Annotated in this window: 6 protein-coding genes and 7 pseudogenes; 9 read left to right on the forward strand and 4 right to left on the reverse strand. The window is 52.3% G+C overall.

Annotated features, from left to right (window positions below):
• The first annotated feature begins 1 nt into the window (after nt 1).
• The 8 genes and pseudogenes from HY774_19825 to HY774_19860 all read left to right on the forward strand — a co-directional run bounded on the left by HY774_19825 (nt 2) and on the right by HY774_19860 (nt 8,451).
• Nucleotides 2-976, forward strand: a pseudogene (locus HY774_19825) (FG-GAP repeat protein).
• Between the two features lie 117 nt (nt 977-1,093).
• Nucleotides 1,094-1,312 (forward strand): annotated as a pseudogene (locus tag HY774_19830) (FG-GAP repeat protein).
• Between the two features lie 81 nt (nt 1,313-1,393).
• A pseudogene (locus HY774_19835) lies at nt 1,394-1,648 on the forward strand (FG-GAP repeat protein).
• Nucleotides 1,649-1,750: 102 nt separating this feature from the next.
• Nucleotides 1,751-1,984: pseudogene (locus HY774_19840) on the forward strand (FG-GAP repeat protein).
• A gap of 84 nt (nt 1,985-2,068) precedes the next feature.
• Nucleotides 2,069-2,275 (forward strand): annotated as a pseudogene (locus HY774_19845) (FG-GAP repeat protein).
• 138 nt (nt 2,276-2,413) lie between these two features.
• Nucleotides 2,414-2,629, forward strand: a pseudogene (locus tag HY774_19850) (FG-GAP repeat protein).
• Nucleotides 2,630-2,707: 78 nt separating this feature from the next.
• Nucleotides 2,708-2,971 (forward strand): annotated as a pseudogene (locus HY774_19855) (FG-GAP repeat protein).
• 4,337 nt (nt 2,972-7,308) lie between these two features.
• Nucleotides 7,309-8,451 (forward strand): NHL repeat-containing protein, encoded by a 1,143-nt coding sequence (locus HY774_19860; GenBank protein MBI4750742.1) that lies wholly within the window; start codon nt 7,309-7,311, stop codon nt 8,449-8,451.
• A gap of 44 nt (nt 8,452-8,495) precedes the next feature.
• Here the strand turns inward: HY774_19860 and HY774_19865 are convergent, their stop codons facing one another.
• From HY774_19865 to HY774_19880, 4 genes are all read right to left on the reverse strand, one after another.
• Nucleotides 8,496-9,602 carry an alkane 1-monooxygenase gene (locus tag HY774_19865; GenBank protein MBI4750743.1) on the reverse strand — a complete coding sequence of 369 codons (1,107 nt, stop codon included), beginning with the start codon at nt 9,600-9,602 and terminating at the stop codon, nt 8,496-8,498.
• 167 nt (nt 9,603-9,769) lie between these two features.
• Complete coding sequence (locus tag HY774_19870; protein ID MBI4750744.1) at nt 9,770-10,333, reverse strand: Crp/Fnr family transcriptional regulator; 564 nt, start codon at nt 10,331-10,333, stop codon at nt 9,770-9,772.
• Nucleotides 10,334-11,011: 678 nt separating this feature from the next.
• Nucleotides 11,012-15,124 (reverse strand): protein kinase, encoded by a 4,113-nt coding sequence (locus tag HY774_19875; protein ID MBI4750745.1) that lies wholly within the window; start codon nt 15,122-15,124, stop codon nt 11,012-11,014.
• Entirely contained in the window at nt 15,111-15,674 is a 564-nt protein-coding gene (locus tag HY774_19880) for a sigma-70 family RNA polymerase sigma factor (protein ID MBI4750746.1), read from the reverse strand. The genes HY774_19875 and HY774_19880 overlap by 14 nt, the downstream gene beginning before the upstream one ends.
• 792 nt (nt 15,675-16,466) lie before the next feature.
• On the opposite strand from HY774_19880, the gene HY774_19885 reads away from it, so the two are divergent.
• A complete protein-coding gene (locus HY774_19885) occupies nt 16,467-18,113 on the forward strand; it encodes an FG-GAP repeat protein (protein MBI4750747.1) in 1,647 nt (548 codons plus the stop codon).
• The last annotated feature ends 127 nt before the right edge of the window (nt 18,114-18,240 follow it).

The following is an 18,240-nucleotide window of genomic DNA, read 5'->3' on the forward strand; positions in this document are numbered from 1 at the left end:
TATGCCGCAATCCCCCCGGTTGATTGGAATCATTGCCATTGGTTTGTTCTTTGGCATCACCCTTGAATTGACACTGGTTGCAAGTCAAGCTGAATCTCAGCCCGGATTGGGTTCAAGTCATTTCAAAGCTGAACGTGCCACCCCAACCTTCATCGGTGAAAAAGCGATTGAACATTTGAAGCAGAATGGATCCTACGACTCACTGGCGGAGGCAGTGACCGCCGCACGCTATGGGGTGAACTGGGCGGAGCATCCCCGATTCAAGCGGTTAAACGGGGCCTATGAAGCTGAAAATCCGGCCCAGGGGTTTACCAGCTACTTCACACCTGAAGGCGTGCATCTGATTGACGGAAAAAGCGGGAATCCAGGATGGTTTCTGGAATTGAAGCTACGCGGAATCGGCTATGGAAGCCAACTGGCTGAAATCTCCTCGGGCACGCCAACCGTGGTGACGAATCGGGTGGAACTGGTTCGAAATTCTTCATTCGAAATTCTTCATTCTTCATTCAAAGAATGGTTCGTCAACGGTCCGCAGGGACTCGAACATGGCATGGTGATCTCAGAGCGACCTGGGAAGAGTCAGAATGCCGAAAATCTGCGGGTGGTGTTTGACCTGGAGGGAAGCTTAAAAGCGCAAGGGGTAGACAATGGCCAGGCGGTGGAATTTCTCAATTTGGACGGGGACCGGGTGCTGCGCTATGACCAGCTCAAAGTCAACGACGCGACGGGGCGGGCACTGACGGCACGCCTCGCCATAGAGGCAGGTCGTCTGGTGTGGGAAATCGCTGATGAGGGAGCGGTGTATCCGATTACGATTGACCCAACCTTTACCCAGCAATCAAAGTTGACGGCTTCAGATGGCGCCGCCCAGGACATATTTGGCGAATCGGTGGCGATTGACGGCGAAACGGCAGTCGTTGGGACACGATTTGGACCAGGTCCGACCAACAGCGACCAGGGCGCCGCCTACGTGTTTGTGCGAAGTGGCACGACCTGGAGTCAGCAACAAAAATTGACGGCTTCGGACGGGGCCAGTACTGACTTTTTTGGCGTTTCAGTGGCTATTGACCGGCAGACAATCGTGGTTGGGGCGATGGTCGGTCCAGGATCGGTAAGTGGCGACCAGGGTGCTGCTTATGTCTATGTCAGATCAGGGACGACCTGGACGCAGCAACAAAAATTGACGGCTTCGGACGGGGCGCTTGATGATCGTTTCGGGGCTGCTGTCTCAATTGACCGGGAGACGGTCGTGGTTGGCGCGTCATTTGATCATGTCGGTGCCAATGCCGATCAGGGATCAGCCTATGTGTTTACCCGGAGTGGAACGACCTGGACGCAGCAACAAAAATTGACGGCCTCGGATGGGGCGAGCAATGACCAGTTTGGAACTGCCGTGGGGATTGATCGGGAAACGATTGTGGTTGGCTCGGCGGTGGGGCCGGGTTCAGCCAGCACTGATCAAGGTGCGGCCTATGTCTATGTGCGGAGTGGAACGACCTGGACACAGCAACAGAAGTTGACGGCTTCGGATGGAGACTTGTTCGATGGCTTTGGTTTTTCGGCTGCAATTGACGGGGAAACGGTCGTGGTGGGGGCGACTTCCGGACCAGGTTCGGCCAATGCTGATCAGGGGGCGGCGTATGTCTACACCCGGAATGGGACAACCTGGACACAACAACAGAAGTTGACCGCCTCGGACGGCGCGGCAAACGACTTTTTTGGAACCTCCGCCTCTCTTTCTGGAGAAAGGATTGTGATTGGGTCACCGTCCGGTCCCGGACCGGCCAACGGTGATCAAGGCGCCGCCTATGTGTACGTGCGGGCAGGCACAACCTGGAGCCAGCAGCAAAAGTTGACGGCTTCGGATGGGGGATTGGGTGACAATTTCGGAAGCTCAGCCGCGATTGACGGCGAAACAATCGTGATCGGGTCGAATTTCGACGACATCGGCGCCAACAATGAACAAGGGTCCGCCTTTGTCTTTACCTGCACCACGCTTCGCACCTGGATTGAACAGGCTAAAGTTGTGGCCTCCGACGGAGCGCAAGACGACAGTTTCGGCGAAGCCGTGGCCATTGACGGAGAAACCGTTGTGGTTGGGGTACCAGGTGATGACCTTGGTGGCTCCAATGAAGGATCAGCCTATGTGTTTGTGCGGGCAGGAACCACCTGGACGCAGCAACAGAAATTGACCGCCCCTGATGCCGCATCAAACGCCTTTTTCGGCAGATCGGTGGGAATTGATGGGGAAACCATTGTGGTTGGGACCCGGGCTGAGAAAGTGTATGTCTATGTGAGGACAGGCGGTACCTGGAATCCACAACAGACCATACCAAAGCCGGTTGATCCACAGGGAGGCACTGAATTTGGCTGTTCGGTGGCCATTGATCGGGATACTATCGTGGTTGGGGCAATGAACAAAAATTTTGGCATTAATACTTCTCAAGGTCAGGCCCATGTCTTTGTGCGAACAGGCACCACCTGGAGCTTGCAACAATCAGTGCATGACTCCACCACCGGGAGGGAAGACGACAATTTCGGCAATGCCGTCGCCATTGACCGGGACACGATTGTCATCGGCGCCTATCGCGCATTTTTTGCTGGAAGAGCTGGTGGAGCCTATGTGTATGTGCGAACCGGAACGACCTGGAACGAGCAGCAAAGGTTGGTTTCCAACGCCGGCTCCCCCGTCCGATTTGCCTATTCAGTGGATATTGACCGGGATACCATTGTTGCCGGAGCACCGGATGCTTTTACCAATGAAGGAGTCGGTGGCATCAAAGATGGGGCCGCCTATGTGTTTACGCGAACTGGAACCACCTGGGGACAACAAGCCCGACTGATCTCCTTTGACGCAGGTGATTCCGATTTTGGTTCTTCAGTGGCTGTTGATGGCGAGCGGATGGTCAGCGGGGCCTATTTTGCTCAGGTTCCAGGGGTGAGCGGCTCACCTGGTGCGGCCTATGTATATACCCGAACCGGGACAAGCTGGAATGGCCATCAACGACTGACGGCCTCTGACAGGACTTCAGGGGATCGGTACGGTTTAGCGGTGGCCATGGATGGAGGCGCCATCATCGTTGGGGCACCCCTGGATTTTGTGACGGCTTCGAATCAGGGTTCAGCTTATATCTATGACCCCGATTGCCCGACGTGTTCGACCGTGACCGGGACCGTAACTGGCAGCACAACTATTTGTGCGGGAAACTCGACCACCATCACGGTGACGGTGTCGGGTGGAACGCCGCCTTACACAGTGACGCTCACCAATGGCGGAGGAACCCAAACCGGGAACAGCCCATTGAATTTCACGGTGTCGCCAACCTTTTTCACCAACTATTCAGTTCAATCCGGTATGGATGCCATCCTATGTCCAATGGGAGGAAGTGGGAGCGCCACCGTGATGGTTACCGCAGGGCCGACGGCTTCAAACGCCGGACCCGATCAGTCGGTATGTACCAGTTCACCCGCCGCGACATTGGCGGCAAACAATCCATCGAACGGGGTCGGAAGCTGGTCGGTAGTGACGGCGCCGGCAGGCGGTTCAACCGATTCGTCACAATTTAGCAACCCAGCCTCACGGACAGCCGTCTTTACGCCAAATCCAGTGGTTGCTGGTGGTTACACCCTGCGGTGGACAATTAGCACCGGGTCGCCCTGCCCGGCTTCAACCACCGATGATGTGCTGATTACCTATGTGGCGACTGCCAATGCCGGGCCGGACCAGATCCTGTGTGTGAGTTCCCCAGCCGCGACGCTGGCAGCCGTGCCACCAACCAGCGGAAGCGGTGTCTGGTCAATCATCTCAGCTCCACCATTGGGTTCGGTGGCGGGAATCCAGATTGCCAATGGCAGCAGCCCATCCGCAATTTTTACAGCCGATCCAGCGGTAACGGGCGTGTACATCCTGCGCTGGACAGTCAGCGGGGCGTCGCCGCCCTGTGCGGCAACCACGACCGACGATGTTGCGATCACCTACCGGCCTGTCCCGACCACTTCCAACGCCGGATCTGATCAAACCCTATGTACCACCTCTCCGGCGGTCACGCTGGCGGCAAACAATCCATTGGTCGGGGTGGGGAGCTGGTCGGTGGTGACGGCCCCGGCAGGTGGTTCAACCGCTTCCGGGCAGTTCAACAACACGGCCTCACGAACGGCGGTTTTTACACCAGTTCCAGTCGTGACCGGGAGCTACACGCTACGGTGGACCATCTCAAATACCCCTTGTTCAAACTCGACGGATGAGGTGACGATTACCTACACGCTTGGACCGACGACATCAAACGCCGGGTCGGATCAAACCCTGTGCCTGACCAGTCCGACAACAACGCTGGCGGCCAACAACCCATCGGTTGGGGTGGGAAGCTGGTCGGTGGTGACGGCGCCGGCAGGCGGTTCAACGGCCTCAGGGCAGTTTGGCAACCCAGCTTTGGCGACCTCAACGTTTATCCCAAGTCCAGCCGTTACCGGCAGTTATACATTGCGTTGGACGATTAGCGGAGGCTCTTTGTGTCCGGATTCAACCGATGAAGTGACGATTACCTACAATTCGTCCCCGACATCTGCTGACTCAGGGCCGGACCAGTCTGTCTGTGTGACTTCCCCGACCGCGACGATGGCCGCCAATGCCCCAACCAGCGGAAGCGGGATGTGGTCAGTCCAGGGGGCGCCGGGGGGAGCTTCAACCTCATCATCACAATTCAGCAACCCGACATCGCCGACGGCAACCTTCACGCCAAATCCGGTCGTGGTGGGGAATTATGCACTGCGCTGGACCATTTCAAGTTCAGGGTGTAGTTCATCAAGCGATGCCTTGACCCTTACCATCAATCAGGTGCCAACAAGTGCCAATGCCGGGTCAAATCAATCCCGATGCACTGGAAATCCGGGTGTGTCACTGTCAGCCAACAATCCATCGGTTGGAGTCGGAAGCTGGTCAGTCGTATCGGCCCCGGCAGGCGGGTCAACGGCTTCATCACAGTTCAGCAACCCAGCCTCACGGACATCATTCTTCTTTCCAAATCCAGCGGTTGCTGGAATTTACACCCTCCGGTGGACCATCTCGAATCCCCCGTGCGCGGCTTCGACCGATGAAATGATCATTGGCTATACACAATCCCCATCGTCCAATTCCGGACCGGATCAGACGCTTTGTGTGGGGACTCCGGCAGTCATGGCGGCCACCCCAGCGAACACCGGTTTTGGCACCTGGGCAGTTCAATCGGCTCCAGGTGGCGGCTCGACATCATCCGCCCAATTCAATAACCTATTTTCGCCAACGGCCATTTTTACGCCGAATCCGGCGGTGACTGGCGGGTACGCTTTGCGCTGGACGGTTTCCAATGGCACCTGCACACCGGACGCGATAGATGCTCTAACCGTTCTCTATAGCTCCCCGCCAACAACTTCCAATGCTGGATCGGACCAGACGTTGTGCCCTGGATCGTCGTCAGTCACCCTGGCGGCAAACAATCCAGGGACGGGAAGTGGCACCTGGTCGGTGGTCACGGCGCCAGCCGGAGGTTCGACCAACTCAACCCAATTCAATAATCCAGGCTCGCCAACCGCGGTTTTCACACCGAATCCGGCGGTTGTCGGCAGTTACACGCTGAGGTGGACGATTTCCAATGATGGGTGTACTTCAACTGACGAGATGGTGGTTGCCAACGTCGTGGGCACGATTTCAAACGCTGGAGCCGATCAGACGATGTGTGCCACCGATTCGGCCACGCTGTCAGCCAACACGCCGACCATCGGTGTTGGTGCCTGGTCGGTGGTGAGCGGACCGGATACGAATGTTTCACAGTTGAGCAATCCAGGCTCACCGACGTCGAGTTTTACGCCGTCGGGGGGTACTGGCACCTACATTCTCCAGTGGACGATTTCAAACCCACCCTGTACCGCCTCAACCGATACGGTTTCGATCACCGTGAATGCACCGGCCACCACTTCAAATGCCGGGCCAGACCAGGCAGCATTGTGTATCACCACGCCAACCACGACCCTGGCGGCCAACCCGCCGGCGTCTGGAATCGGAAGCTGGTCGGTGGTTTCAGGACCATCAACCCTGCTGTCGCAGTTCAGCAACCCAGCATCGCCAGCGGCCCTATTTACAGCAGCAGGTGGGGCCGGAAGTTACAGGCTTCGGTGGACAATCACTCCGACGGTGCCATGTCCAGCTTCGGTTGACGAAGTGGTGTTGACCTATGCGTTTCCACCGACGACGGCGACTGTTGGTAGCGCGCAGACAATTTGCGCGAATAGTACAACCTCCGGACTGGGCGGTAACACCCCGACGAATGGAACCGGAAGCTGGAGCGTGGTCAGTGGCGGGACAGGAACCTTCGGTCCAAATGCCACGACGCCGAACGCCACCTTTACCCACACGGGAGGGACGGGACCGGTGACGGTGCGGTGGACAATTTCAAATTCACCCTGCACGCCAGATTCAAGCGCCGATGTGACAATCACGATTACTCCAGGGCCAACAACTGCCACAGTTGGCGGAGCGCAGACGATCTGTGCAACTGGCACAACGGTTGGTCTGGGTGGGAACACGCCAGTGATTGGAACGGGAAGCTGGAGTGTGGTGGGCGGCGGAACAGGAAGTTTCAGCAGCGCCAGCGACCCCGACGCGACGTTTACCCACACGGGTGGAGCCGGGCCGGTCACAGTGCGATGGACGATTTCAAATTCACCCTGTGCCGCTTCATCCGCGACAGTGACGATTACCATCAACCAGCCGCCGAGCACCGCCACGGTGGGAGGAGCGCAAACAATTTGCGCGAATGGTACGACCACCGGTTTGGGTGGGAACACTCCGACGAATGGAACCGGAAGCTGGAGCGTGGTGGACGGTGGAACGGGAACCTTCAACCCGAACGCGACGACGCCGAACGCGACGTTTACCCACACCGGCGGGACGGGACCAGTCACCGTGCGATGGACAATTTCAAACGCACCCTGCACGCCGGATTCAATAGCGGATGTAACGATTACAATTACGCCATCGCCGACACCAGCCACGGTTGGTGGGTCGCAGACGATTTGTACAAATGGGACAACGCTTGGTCTGGGGGGCAACACGCCTGTGAATGGAACAGGAAGCTGGAGTGTGGTGGGAGGTGGAACGGGAAGTTTCCTTCCGAATGCCTCCACGCCGAATGCGATGTTCCAGCATACGGGCGGCACGGGGCCGGTGATGGTGCGGTGGACAATTTCGAATGGAAGTTGTCCGGATTCAACAGCCACGGTGCTGGTGATGGTCAACGTGCTGCCAACGGCAACAGCAGGTGGGCCGCAAACGATTTGCACCAGCGGCACGACGACGGGATTGCGGTGGCGACACTGGCAGCCAGTCTTGGAGGCGGTGCCACCTCGGGAATGTGGTCAGGTGGAGCCGGAACCTTCACGCCAGACAATACGTCGCCAAATGCGACCTACACGCCGACGGCGGGAGAGATCGCGGCGGGAGCGGTGACGTTGACCTTCACGACGAATGATCCGGACGGCCCGTGTCCGGCAGCCTCAGATGACGTGACGATTACGATTGCCTCGTGCATTGGACTGATGGTGGCGGATACAACGAATCATCGGATTCAGGGTTTCGATGGTACACAGTGGAGCGTCATTGGTGTGGGGACAGTTGGCACCGGTCCTGGCCAGTTCCGATTGCCGGAAGCGGTGACATTTGACCAATCAGGAACGATTTACGTCGCCGATACAGGGAACAACCGCATCCAGTGGTCAACCGACAGCGGAGCGACGTGGACGAACTTCGCCACGATTGGTTCGGGGTTGAATCAGGTGCGGGCGCCGCAAGGGCTGGCACTGGACAGTGCCGGCAATCTCTATGTGTCGGATACTGGAAATGGGCGGGTGATGCGATTTAACGGTGGGGTTCCCGGACCAGGCGTGGTGATTGCCTCGAACGGAGCCGCCAGTGGCCAGGTGGGAAGTCCACGCGGATTGGCGATTGATGCGACATTCCGGTTGTTTGTAACGGATGAAAGTAACAGTCGAATCATGAGAATCAGCAATGCGCACACGACGGTGAGTGCCACGAGCGGGGCGATAATCGCGACACTGGGAGCCGCGTTGAATCGAGTCAAGAACCCACAGGGAATCGCGATTGACGGAAATGGAACACTGTTTGTGGCGGACACAGGGAATTCACGAATCCTGAGATGGATCAACGCGAATCCGAATAATGCAACGACGCTGGCGTTGACGGGTGTGGCATTAGGCCAGGTGAATCAACCAGAAGGAGTCACCCTTACTCAGTTCATCACCGGGCCGCTGGCGGGAAATACTCTGTTGGTAGTGGGAGACACGGCCAACAACCGCATCCAGGGACGACCGCTGCCGACGGGAGGCTGGACCTTGATCGGAGCACCAAACGGCATTGGTTCGGGTGTCGGACAGTTCCGGTCACCATCGAAGATCCGGTAACAAGAAAAGATGTGGAGTGCGGGGACTTGTCACCGCTTTGGTACTCAGCGACTTGTCGCTGTAACCTGCCGACAAGTCGGCTTATGGGAAAGCGGTGACAAGTCCCCGCACTCCAAAGAAATGTTCAACTCATCAATTTTGGAGTTCATCAACCAAAACCAGAGCGGTGGAAAGAGGGCCAGAATCATCATTCCTGGATAACCGGTTGGCAAGTGCGGGCTTTCAGGGAAGGAATCCAACGTTTGATAGGGTTTGTTCGCTTTAAAATGATGGTCGGAATGGCGGGGAAGTTCAAACATCAACGATCTGCCGAAGAGATGATCAGAATTCCAGGAGTGAACCGGAAGAACCCGTTCATATTTGCCATCAGCTTTGACTCTTCTGGTCAATCCGTAATGTTCGATATAGTTTACCGATTCAAGAATCAATTTTCCGATGATGGCGGCAGCAATAAAGGCCAGCATAGTTTTTAATCCAAATCTGAAGTACAAACTCAGCAACAGGCAAATTTGGGCTATCGTGTAACCAACCATTCGATTATGAACTGAAAACGGGTGACGGTGTTTCCGGCGCTGGTTGTGGATTTCAACCTGCCAGGCTTGAATATAGCTCCCAATCTGGGATCGAATCCAAAACCGGTAAACTGATTCGTTTCGACGCGCGGTTGCCGGATCCTGTGGCGTTGCCACATTTTTATGGTGGCAGTAATTGTGATAGGGCAAAAACTGATTTTCCAAAGAAATCAGCAGGGCAATTTCACCCAGCAATTGCTCCATTCGATTTGAACGATGCCCGAGTTCGTGACCCAGGTTGATTGCCACACCACACATCATTCCCATTGAAATGATTCGACCGATAAAATTGGAAGCGGTGAGCCCGGGATCTGAGATCGTCGAAACAAAAAGTACGAGCACTGAAAGCAGGATCAAAACCAGGAGATACAAAAACCAGTTGAAGAACGCTTCATGGGCGAGCGTCATTTTTTCGGGTTCGCTTTTGTTCTGGTGATCGGGTTTGAGTATGAGTTCCACTGCTGGAACAACCCCAAAGAAAAAGAGTGCTGGCAGCAGCGTTGAAACTCCAGTTGTCAGGAAGGCGATGCCGGCTAAAACCGGTAAAATCAAGACGATGCAGTACTTTAACTTACTCAGGTTATACACACCTGACTGAAAATTGATTGAGACTGGGATGAGTGAATCAACCGCGATTTTCATGCCGTAGGTAACCCCTTTCCTCAAATTTCTGGATCGAGGATACCGACAACCACTGAAAATTATTTTGACCAAAATCAAAAACGCATTTGACCAAAATCAAAAAATTACTTTTTGGCTCTGATTCGGCTCAACGTTTCCTGGGTAATGCCAAGAAAAGACGCAATATGTCCAAGCGACACACGTTGGAGCAGATTTGGATGTTTTTCAGTAATGTACTGATACCGCTGGTGGGCATTACTGAATTGTAATGCTGCATTTTTATCAAGTGTTTGTTCGAGAATCTGAATCAAAATCAGACGACTGACTTTTTGAATTTCAGGGAATTTCTCAAACGATGTTTCCAAATCGGCATACGTCATGGAGAAAACAATGGAATCTTCAAGCAGTTCAATCGAATACCGGCTTGGCTTCCGTTGAAAAAAACTATCAAAGGCCGTGATAAATGAATTTTCCAGCCCAAAGGAGTCGGTAATATCTTTGCCATCCTGGTTGTAATAGTACCAGCGTGCCAGTCCCTGTTCGAGGTAATAGAGTTTCTGACAAATCTCGCCTTGTTTATGGAGCCGGTAGTGTTTGGGCAAATAGTCTTTTTGAGTTTTGCTAAAGAGTTCCTCCGCCGTTGCCGGCGATAATGGAACGAACGAATTGATGTATTCGACGAAGTTCATTGTGATCAAGCTCCTTGCCCGGATATTGTCTGAAAAGAACGGAAATACTGAGACAATTCTTTTATGAACAATAGTTTAAAAGGGAAGGGAGTAACTTTACGGTCATTTATCATACCGAAAAATGAGCGAGCTTCCAATGTATTTCCTGTTCCACTAATCTTTCGCGTGCAGGTTTTAGGTTGGGTTCAGTCTGGTCAAACTCAAACAACAAACCTGAAAACGACTTGCTTTAATTAAAGCATAAATCCGCAGTGAAAACCCGAACCCTGGTTTCTCCAGTCCAGTTAAAACGTTTTTGAGATATGCCATAAGGAAACACGTGACCCATGGATATTAACGCTCCCTTAGCTTCACCGTCTGAAATTTGCTAATCCCCCCGGATTTTGTGGGGTAAGCTCAAAAATGAGTCCAAAAGCCCTAAAAATGGCCTGTTTTGAGCTGTTTTACCTGTTACCCACAAAAACGTGGGTTAGCTAAGTCATTTGTTTTCAATAGAGGACTAATCATTGAGGCTTTGATAAATTCTTTGTTTTCAACGAACAGTTTTTTCAACTCTTAACTGGCATTATACCATTTTGGAATGAAGCTATCGTATTAGAGAATAGTTAAGTTATTCAATCAGATGGGGTTAGGGAACTACTGACTACGATCTACTGACTACAAACTGGTATTAACTAGCTATTGACTGTCCCCGCCAGGGATTTTCCAATTGCCTGGAACTAACATATCGGCCATGCGAGCGGGATTTTTGATTTCTTGCTCAATCATCCAGGCTTCCGACTGTTGAATGAGCGCTTTTCCTTCGTCGTTGGCCAGCAACTCTCCACGCCGTCGGCACGCTGCCGCCGCATAGAGTTTCATATCGGCTTCGGCCAATTTGTTCTCCGCCGAATGTAGATACTTGAGGGTCTCGACCGTCCTTCCCCTGGTGGCTTCAATGCCGGCGAAAATCAACTCTGCCCAGCCTTCGGCAAAGAGCATTTTTTCGTTCTGAATTTGTCTGGCATTGGTTTCGGCAAGTTTGAGAAAGGAACTAGCCTTCCTTTGGTTTTGCGCCATTGCCAGGGCAACCCGTGCCTGGAACTGGAACGACTGGATAAACCCCATTTGGTGGGAGAGAACGCCCGCCCGTTTGAGCTGCGGCCACTGCCTGAGAATTTCAGCCCAGGCTGGGCCAGGATTCGAGCTGTACAGCCCAATTTCAGCTTTTCCCAATAACTTCCAATTGTCTTGAGCCCCAAATCTTCCCTGGCTCCACAAAGTGCGAGTTTGTTCTAATTCCCGCAAGGCTTTTTCAGGTCTGTCTTCCGCTAAATAGTTCAGGTATACAATATAGGTTTCTAAATTAGTCAGCATCAATAAATTTTCCCGAGCTTTTCCATCGTCAAGATAGACTGGCAGGCGTTCCCGCAATAATTTCATCTCCCCCCGATAAAAAAGAGCCCGGAGCGCCCAAACCACTGAATTTTCGATTCCGCGCAACGCAAATCCATTGTTTTTTCCCAGGCATTCTTTGCGGGTAATTGCTTCGCCGCCACAAAAGGACTCCCAGGCATTTTTCCATTCGCCCCGAGTGAATGAAATAAATCCCCGGCCAAAATCAACCATAGCTTTTGATTCCGGGTTTGCTGTCCGGTGAGCTAAATTCTCAGCTCGTTCAATCAAGTTCGTAGCGATTTGTCCTTTTCTGGTGCCACCTAAAGCGGAAAAGATGGCCTCGTAGACAAACGCTCGCGTCAATCGGTAAGGTTCACCCGCCTTTAATGCCAACCAAAAGTGTTTGGTCTGCAAATCATACGCCTGTAATATATTTACGATAAACAGCGAATCCACGGCGGTGAAGAGCGCGTTGATACGGACCAATTCATGATTAGGGATCTCCGATTCGTTTTTTTCCCGGTGGTTGATACCGCTCAACCAGAGTTTTGTCCGGCCAATGCCAATGGAGAACAGCGTTTTCAAGTTGCTGTGCGACAGCGGTTCACCAACTTTTTCCAAAACCTGATTGAGGATCCTCACCCCTTGCTCAATTTGTCCGGCATTGAGAAATTGTTCCGCTGCTTTATGCTGCAAATTTAATTGGTTTCCCTCATTACAATGATTTGCGGCGGCGAAATATGCCTTTGCGGCTTCAGCCCCTTGACCGGCATTGGCCAGGGCATTGGCCATCTCAATTTGGATTTCTCCGATTTGCTCCGGGTCACTGGCTCTTTTGAACGCGAAGAGTTGCCGGTACAGGTCGGCGGCTCGCTCAAAGGCAAATGATTTTTCAGCTTGCCTGGCTGCTCGAATCGTGTAATCAAAGGCTTTGTCTTCCACTTCAGCGAGTCGAAAATGTTTGGCCAACCGTTCGAAATCAATCTCTGTGATTCCTTCCAGGGCTTGTCCAAGAGTGGAATGATACTTTTTAAGTACTTCCGGAGTTAACTGTCCGATGACCACTTCACGAATTTTATCGTGATAGGTATCCACCTCTTGGGAATAGTTTTTGCCTGTGGAGCGGATGAAATGATCGCAACGCAGAGCCGTCAGGTGGTTTTCAAAATGCTCTAAACGGCTGGCCGCTTTGGCGGCTCGACCGGTGATTGGTTGGCCAGCGACGGCTACCAGTTCGAGTACTGTTCGTTCCTGGTCCGACAAACTTTCGACCTGAAAGCTAATAACCTGCTCCAACGACATTTTTTCGTGTTCTCTGGCAGATGGATTGAGCCGGTTTTTCTCAGTCAGATATTTGGCTAATTCACCAATAAAGAACGGACTCCCACCTGCTTCCTGGGCAATTTTTTCAGCGTGTTTTTTATTACTTTCGGTTCCAAGGAACAATACCGCCAACTGCTCGGATTCACACGCTGACAATCCGTGTAAATCAATTTCAATCCTTTGAGCTTGCCTGACTCCTGGAACCGGAGTCGAAAAGAAGGCTTGTAAAAATTGGCTCCGTTCAACTTCCTCGCTCTGATAAGATCCGATAAACAACATTCTGGGAGACCCTGGCGGCTGCAAAATTTCTCTAACCAGGCCAACACTATCCAGGTCGCCCCATTGCAAGTCATCAATAAAGAGAATCAAACCCTGCTGGCCCGCCAAATTGGCCAGGACCTGCTTGAGTGCCTTAAATGCCAGACGTCGCATTTCAAGCGGATCGGAAATCGGAGCGGCACCTTCGCGCAACTGACCGATCTGTTTGATTTGTTGAAACACCGGAAACAAGATTCCAAGCGCCGTGCTTTCAACCGGCAACAAAGTGTTCACGACTGGAGCGGGTAATCCAGCTAAATACTGGCTCACTTGATCAACTAAACTATCCAGCACTTTATACGGCACGGATTCCTGTTCATAGCACCGTCCCCAAAACATGATGCCGGGCTTCTCATACTCTGGCAATTGCTCAAGGAAATGGCGCACCAGCGTACTTTTGCCGATACCTGAGGGCCCTTTCACAAATATGGTTGCGGGCTGACCTTGTTTGGTGGATTCCCAGGTCTGATTTAACAGGGCTAATTCTATTTCGCGCCCAACAAACGACACTTTCGACAGATCTCCAGGCGTTGCTGTGGGATTTAAAGACAAGTCAGCGTTGGTCTCTAAGGTTTGGATGGTCTCAAGTATGTGCTCTCCCGATGGGCGTAGCCTGGGATCCTTGTGCAGTAAAGCCATACAGAGACGAACCAACGGGTCGGGAAGTCCTGAAACCAGGTCACTGAGCATGGGTGGTGCATAGCGTTGTTTTTTTAATAAAATTTCTATGTCGGAACCACCAAACGGGACTCTCCCGCTGAGTGCTTCATACAATATCACTCCCATGCTATACCAATCTGATGCAACCGTTGTCGTTCGGCCAAGGGCCTGTTCCGGCGACATATAAGCCGGAGTGCCCAATATACCGTCGCTGACCACTCCTCCCCGCTCATGGGAAACTTCACGTGCTAAGCCAAAATCCAAAATGACGACTCGCTTATCTTCAGTTACCAGCACATTGGAAGGTTTGATGTCTCCGTGTAATTTGTTCATTCCATGTAAGGCGAGGAGTCCGGTTACCAACTGCTTTACCGCCGGATAGAGTTTTTCCAGGTCTGCCTGGCAAGGTTTGGCTTTTCCAGTCTGTTCGGGGATGACAAGATGTTTGGAGTAAGAAAGTTGGGCCGCCTGGATTTTCAGGCAAGGCAACTCGGGTGCTTGAAAACTTGAAAAATGGTCGGACTCAGAGGGAAAATTCCTCACATACTCAATGAAGTTTCTTCCATTGATTAATTCCATCGTGAAGAACCATTGATCTCCTTGCGAAAACAGTTCATAGAGTGTGACCAGGTTGGGATGATTGACATCGACGAGAGTGCGGAATTCCCGCTTGAAGCGATACAGCCCCGAACCATCGCTTTTTTTGAGGACTTTGAGCGCAACGGAGCAATTCCACTCTCGATCCAAGGCGTGATAGACGACTCCAAACCCCCCGGCTCCCAGGCGCTTTTGAATGGAAAAACGTGCTGTCCCTTCAAATTCATTTTGAATGAGTTCGATTGGTTTGCAGGATTTTGTTTTGGAGAGAGCCGTTAAGAATGGTTCCAGCTCCTCGATTTTATTTGCAAATTCCGAGCCTGTTTCGGTTTCCGGCTCTGGCCAATAGTTGTTAACCGTTGTGTAATGAAAGAGTAAAGCTTCCACCGATGCACGTATTTGTTGGTCCTGGCAGTTGCTGTCAAGGTAGGTTGTTTGATCAGCACAAGGCAAATCTTTCAAATGAGAAAACAGGGATTTCACCTGTTTGTATTGTTCGGCGCTAGCAATCTTCATTGTGATTTAACTCGATGTACAACCAGGTTTTTGCAATTGCCCATTCGTTTGTGACGGTGGTGGTTGAGATATCTAAAGCCTGTGCCGTTTCCTTGATGGTCAGGCCACAAAAAAAGCGCAACTCAACAATCCGCATTTGAAGGGGATCTAATTGTTCCAGTTTATTGAGCGCCTCATTCAAGGTAAGGACATCAATATCTTGCGGCGCGATACTTGTCTTGAATCCCGTTAAGGATACGCAATAATACCCGCCCCCGCGTTTTCGAGCATTTTCTCTCCGGGCATAATCAACCAGGACTCGCCTCATAGTATTGGCCACAATGGCAATAAAGTGAAACCGGTTCTCGTAGTCGCTGTTGGTTCCCAGCAGTTGAACGATGGCTTCATTGATCAAAGCTGTTGGTTGTAAGGGATGGTTGTTTTTTTCTCCTCTGATATAAGATTTAGCCAGCCTGTAGAGTTCCTCATAAATAATTGGAATTAAATCATCTAAGGCAGCTTGATTACCGTTCTTCCATTTTTCCAACAGGATGGTTACGGTATGCGGCATTTCGTCTCTCCTCTATCTTAGATAAGTAAAACTATGATACTCGGAGTGATTCTTTCTCACCAGTAGAAGTGAGACTTCTAATCCTCAGGTCAGGAAAGCGTCCGATGAAGGTGATTCCTTGGTTTCCTCAATGGATTTATTCGGAAATGCTTAAAAATTATACTTCAAAAACAACGGAAATTATAAAAACACAAAAAAATCAATTACTTGAGATATATGATTTTTTGATCAATTTCTGAAGTGATATTGAAGCGGTTCGGAATTTTTCAAGCCGCGCCCAAAAATTTGAAAAAATTACTATATAAAAATTTACCAGTTTGCGCCTTAGAGGAAACAGACGCCTTTTTTCTCGGTCAGAAAGCCATTCTTTCCGCTCACTTTGGAGCTTATACCCTTGTTAACTCATATCCTCGACTTACCAGAGGATTAAACAATTGAAATCATTGGTTTTCCTTGAACCTTGAACCCGACATCCTGAATCCTAAATGGTATTAAGTACCTTACCGAAAATTTCCAGACATTTTAACCACGAAACACACGAACTACACGAAAAGAATCAAACACTTACCAAACCCAATATCTCAGGAAACTTATGACAAGGTACTTACCTATGAATCCCCGACGTTTTTGGTTTCCAGCAGTGGTGGCAATCGGTATTGCTCTCGTTTCCATGGCTCAAGTTTCAGTGTTCCAGCTTGCTCGGGGCAGTTCCGCTAGAGCCCCCACCGCTAAAAAGCCCTCAACCATCTCAAAGAGGAAGGAACTTACGATTCACTGGCGGAAGCGATGGCGATGGCGCGCTACAGCGTGAATTGGGTCAATCAGCCGCGACTGACAAAGTTGGGCGCCGGGGCGTATGAAGCGCACAATCCGGCGCAGGGATTTACCAGCTACTTCACACCTGAAGCGGTGGCCTTGATGTCAGGAACGGAAGCCCAATCGCCCTGGACGTTGGAAATGAACCTGAAGGGAATCGGCTACGGCGACCGACTGGCGGAAATCTCTTCGGGAACCCCTTCGGTGAAAAACAACCGGATTGAATTGAATCGATCTTCATCCCTCATCCCTCATCCCTCATCCCTTTCGGAGTGGTATGAAAATGGACCGAAGGGGCTTGAACAAGGCTTGACGATTCCAATGGCTCCTGGTGAGCGAAGCGAGGGAGACTGGGTCAGGGTGTCGTTTGGGTTGGATAGTTCGCTGGAAGCCCAACTGGTGGACGAGGGGCAGGCGATAGAGTTTCTGAATTGGAGCGGTGAGCGAGTCCTTCGGTATGACCAACTGGTCGTGACCGACGCGAGTGGCCGACAATTGCCATCGCGAATGGACCTTGGTGGAAGTCAGATTCGGCTGGAGTATGACGACCGGGAGGCGGTGTATCCGGTGACAATCGATCCGACCTTTGGACAGCAGTCAAAGCTGGTAGCTTCGGATGGAGCGGCCAATGACCTTTTTGGAGTTAGAGTGGCTATTTCCGGCGAAACGGCGGTGATCGGCGCCATTGGGGACACCGTCGGCGCCAATGGCAGCCAGGGATCGGCCTATGTCTTTGTACGCAGTGGGACGGCCTGGAGTCAACAGCAAAAACTGACCGCTGCCGATGGGGCGGCAAGCGACCTGTTTGGGATTTCAGTGGCCATTGATGGGGATACAGTGGTGGTCGGTACCCGAGGGGATGACGTGGGAGCCAACGCCAATCAGGGCTCAGCTTATGTCTTTGTACGCAGTGGGACGACCTGGGCTCAGCAACAAAAACTGACCGCCTCGGATGGCGCGGCAAACGACAATTTTGGACAATCGGTGGCCATTAACTCAAACACGGTGGTGGTTGGGGCTAATTTGGATGACGTCGGCGCCAGCGGCAACCGGGGTTCGGCCTATGTGTTTGTCAGGACTGGAACAATCTGGACCCAGCAACAACAATTGACGGCAGCGGGCGGGGCAGATAATGACCAGTTTGGGTCATCAGTGGCCATCAGCGGCGATACGGTGGTGGTCGGGGCATTCCAGGTTGATGTAAGCGGCAGGTTTGACCAGGGTTCGGCGTATGTGTTTGTAAGGAGCGGAACGACGTGGAGTCAGCAGCAACAATTGACAGCCAGTGACGGGGCGGGAGCCGACCTGTTTGGAGTATCGGTGGCCATCAGCGGCGAAACGGTCGTGGTGGGAGCCCCTCAGGCTGATGTGAGTGGCAGAAGCAGTCAGGGCGCGGCCTATGTCTTTGTGAGGAGCGGCACCGTCTGGAGCCAACAGCAGAAGTTGACGGCCAGTGATGGGGCGGCAAATGACGATTTTGGGCGGTCGGTGGCGATCAGCGGCGAAACCGTGGTGGCCGGCTCCCGACAGGACGATGTGGGAGGCAATGGCAATCAGGGCTCGGCGTATGTATTTGTCAGGACTGGAAGCGTCTGGGTCCAGCAACAACAACTAAGTAGGTGATAAAAAGTCCCTTGACACTTGTGTATACTCCCAAAACGGTTGAACCATGAAAAAAGGAACGAAGCCAAATGGGATTCAAACTGAGAGAATCAGAACGCCAAGAGCTGAAGGAAATAATTGCGCACAC

This window comes from Acidobacteriota bacterium (assembly GCA_016208495.1).
GTDB lineage: Bacteria > Acidobacteriota > Blastocatellia > Chloracidobacteriales > Chloracidobacteriaceae > JACQXX01.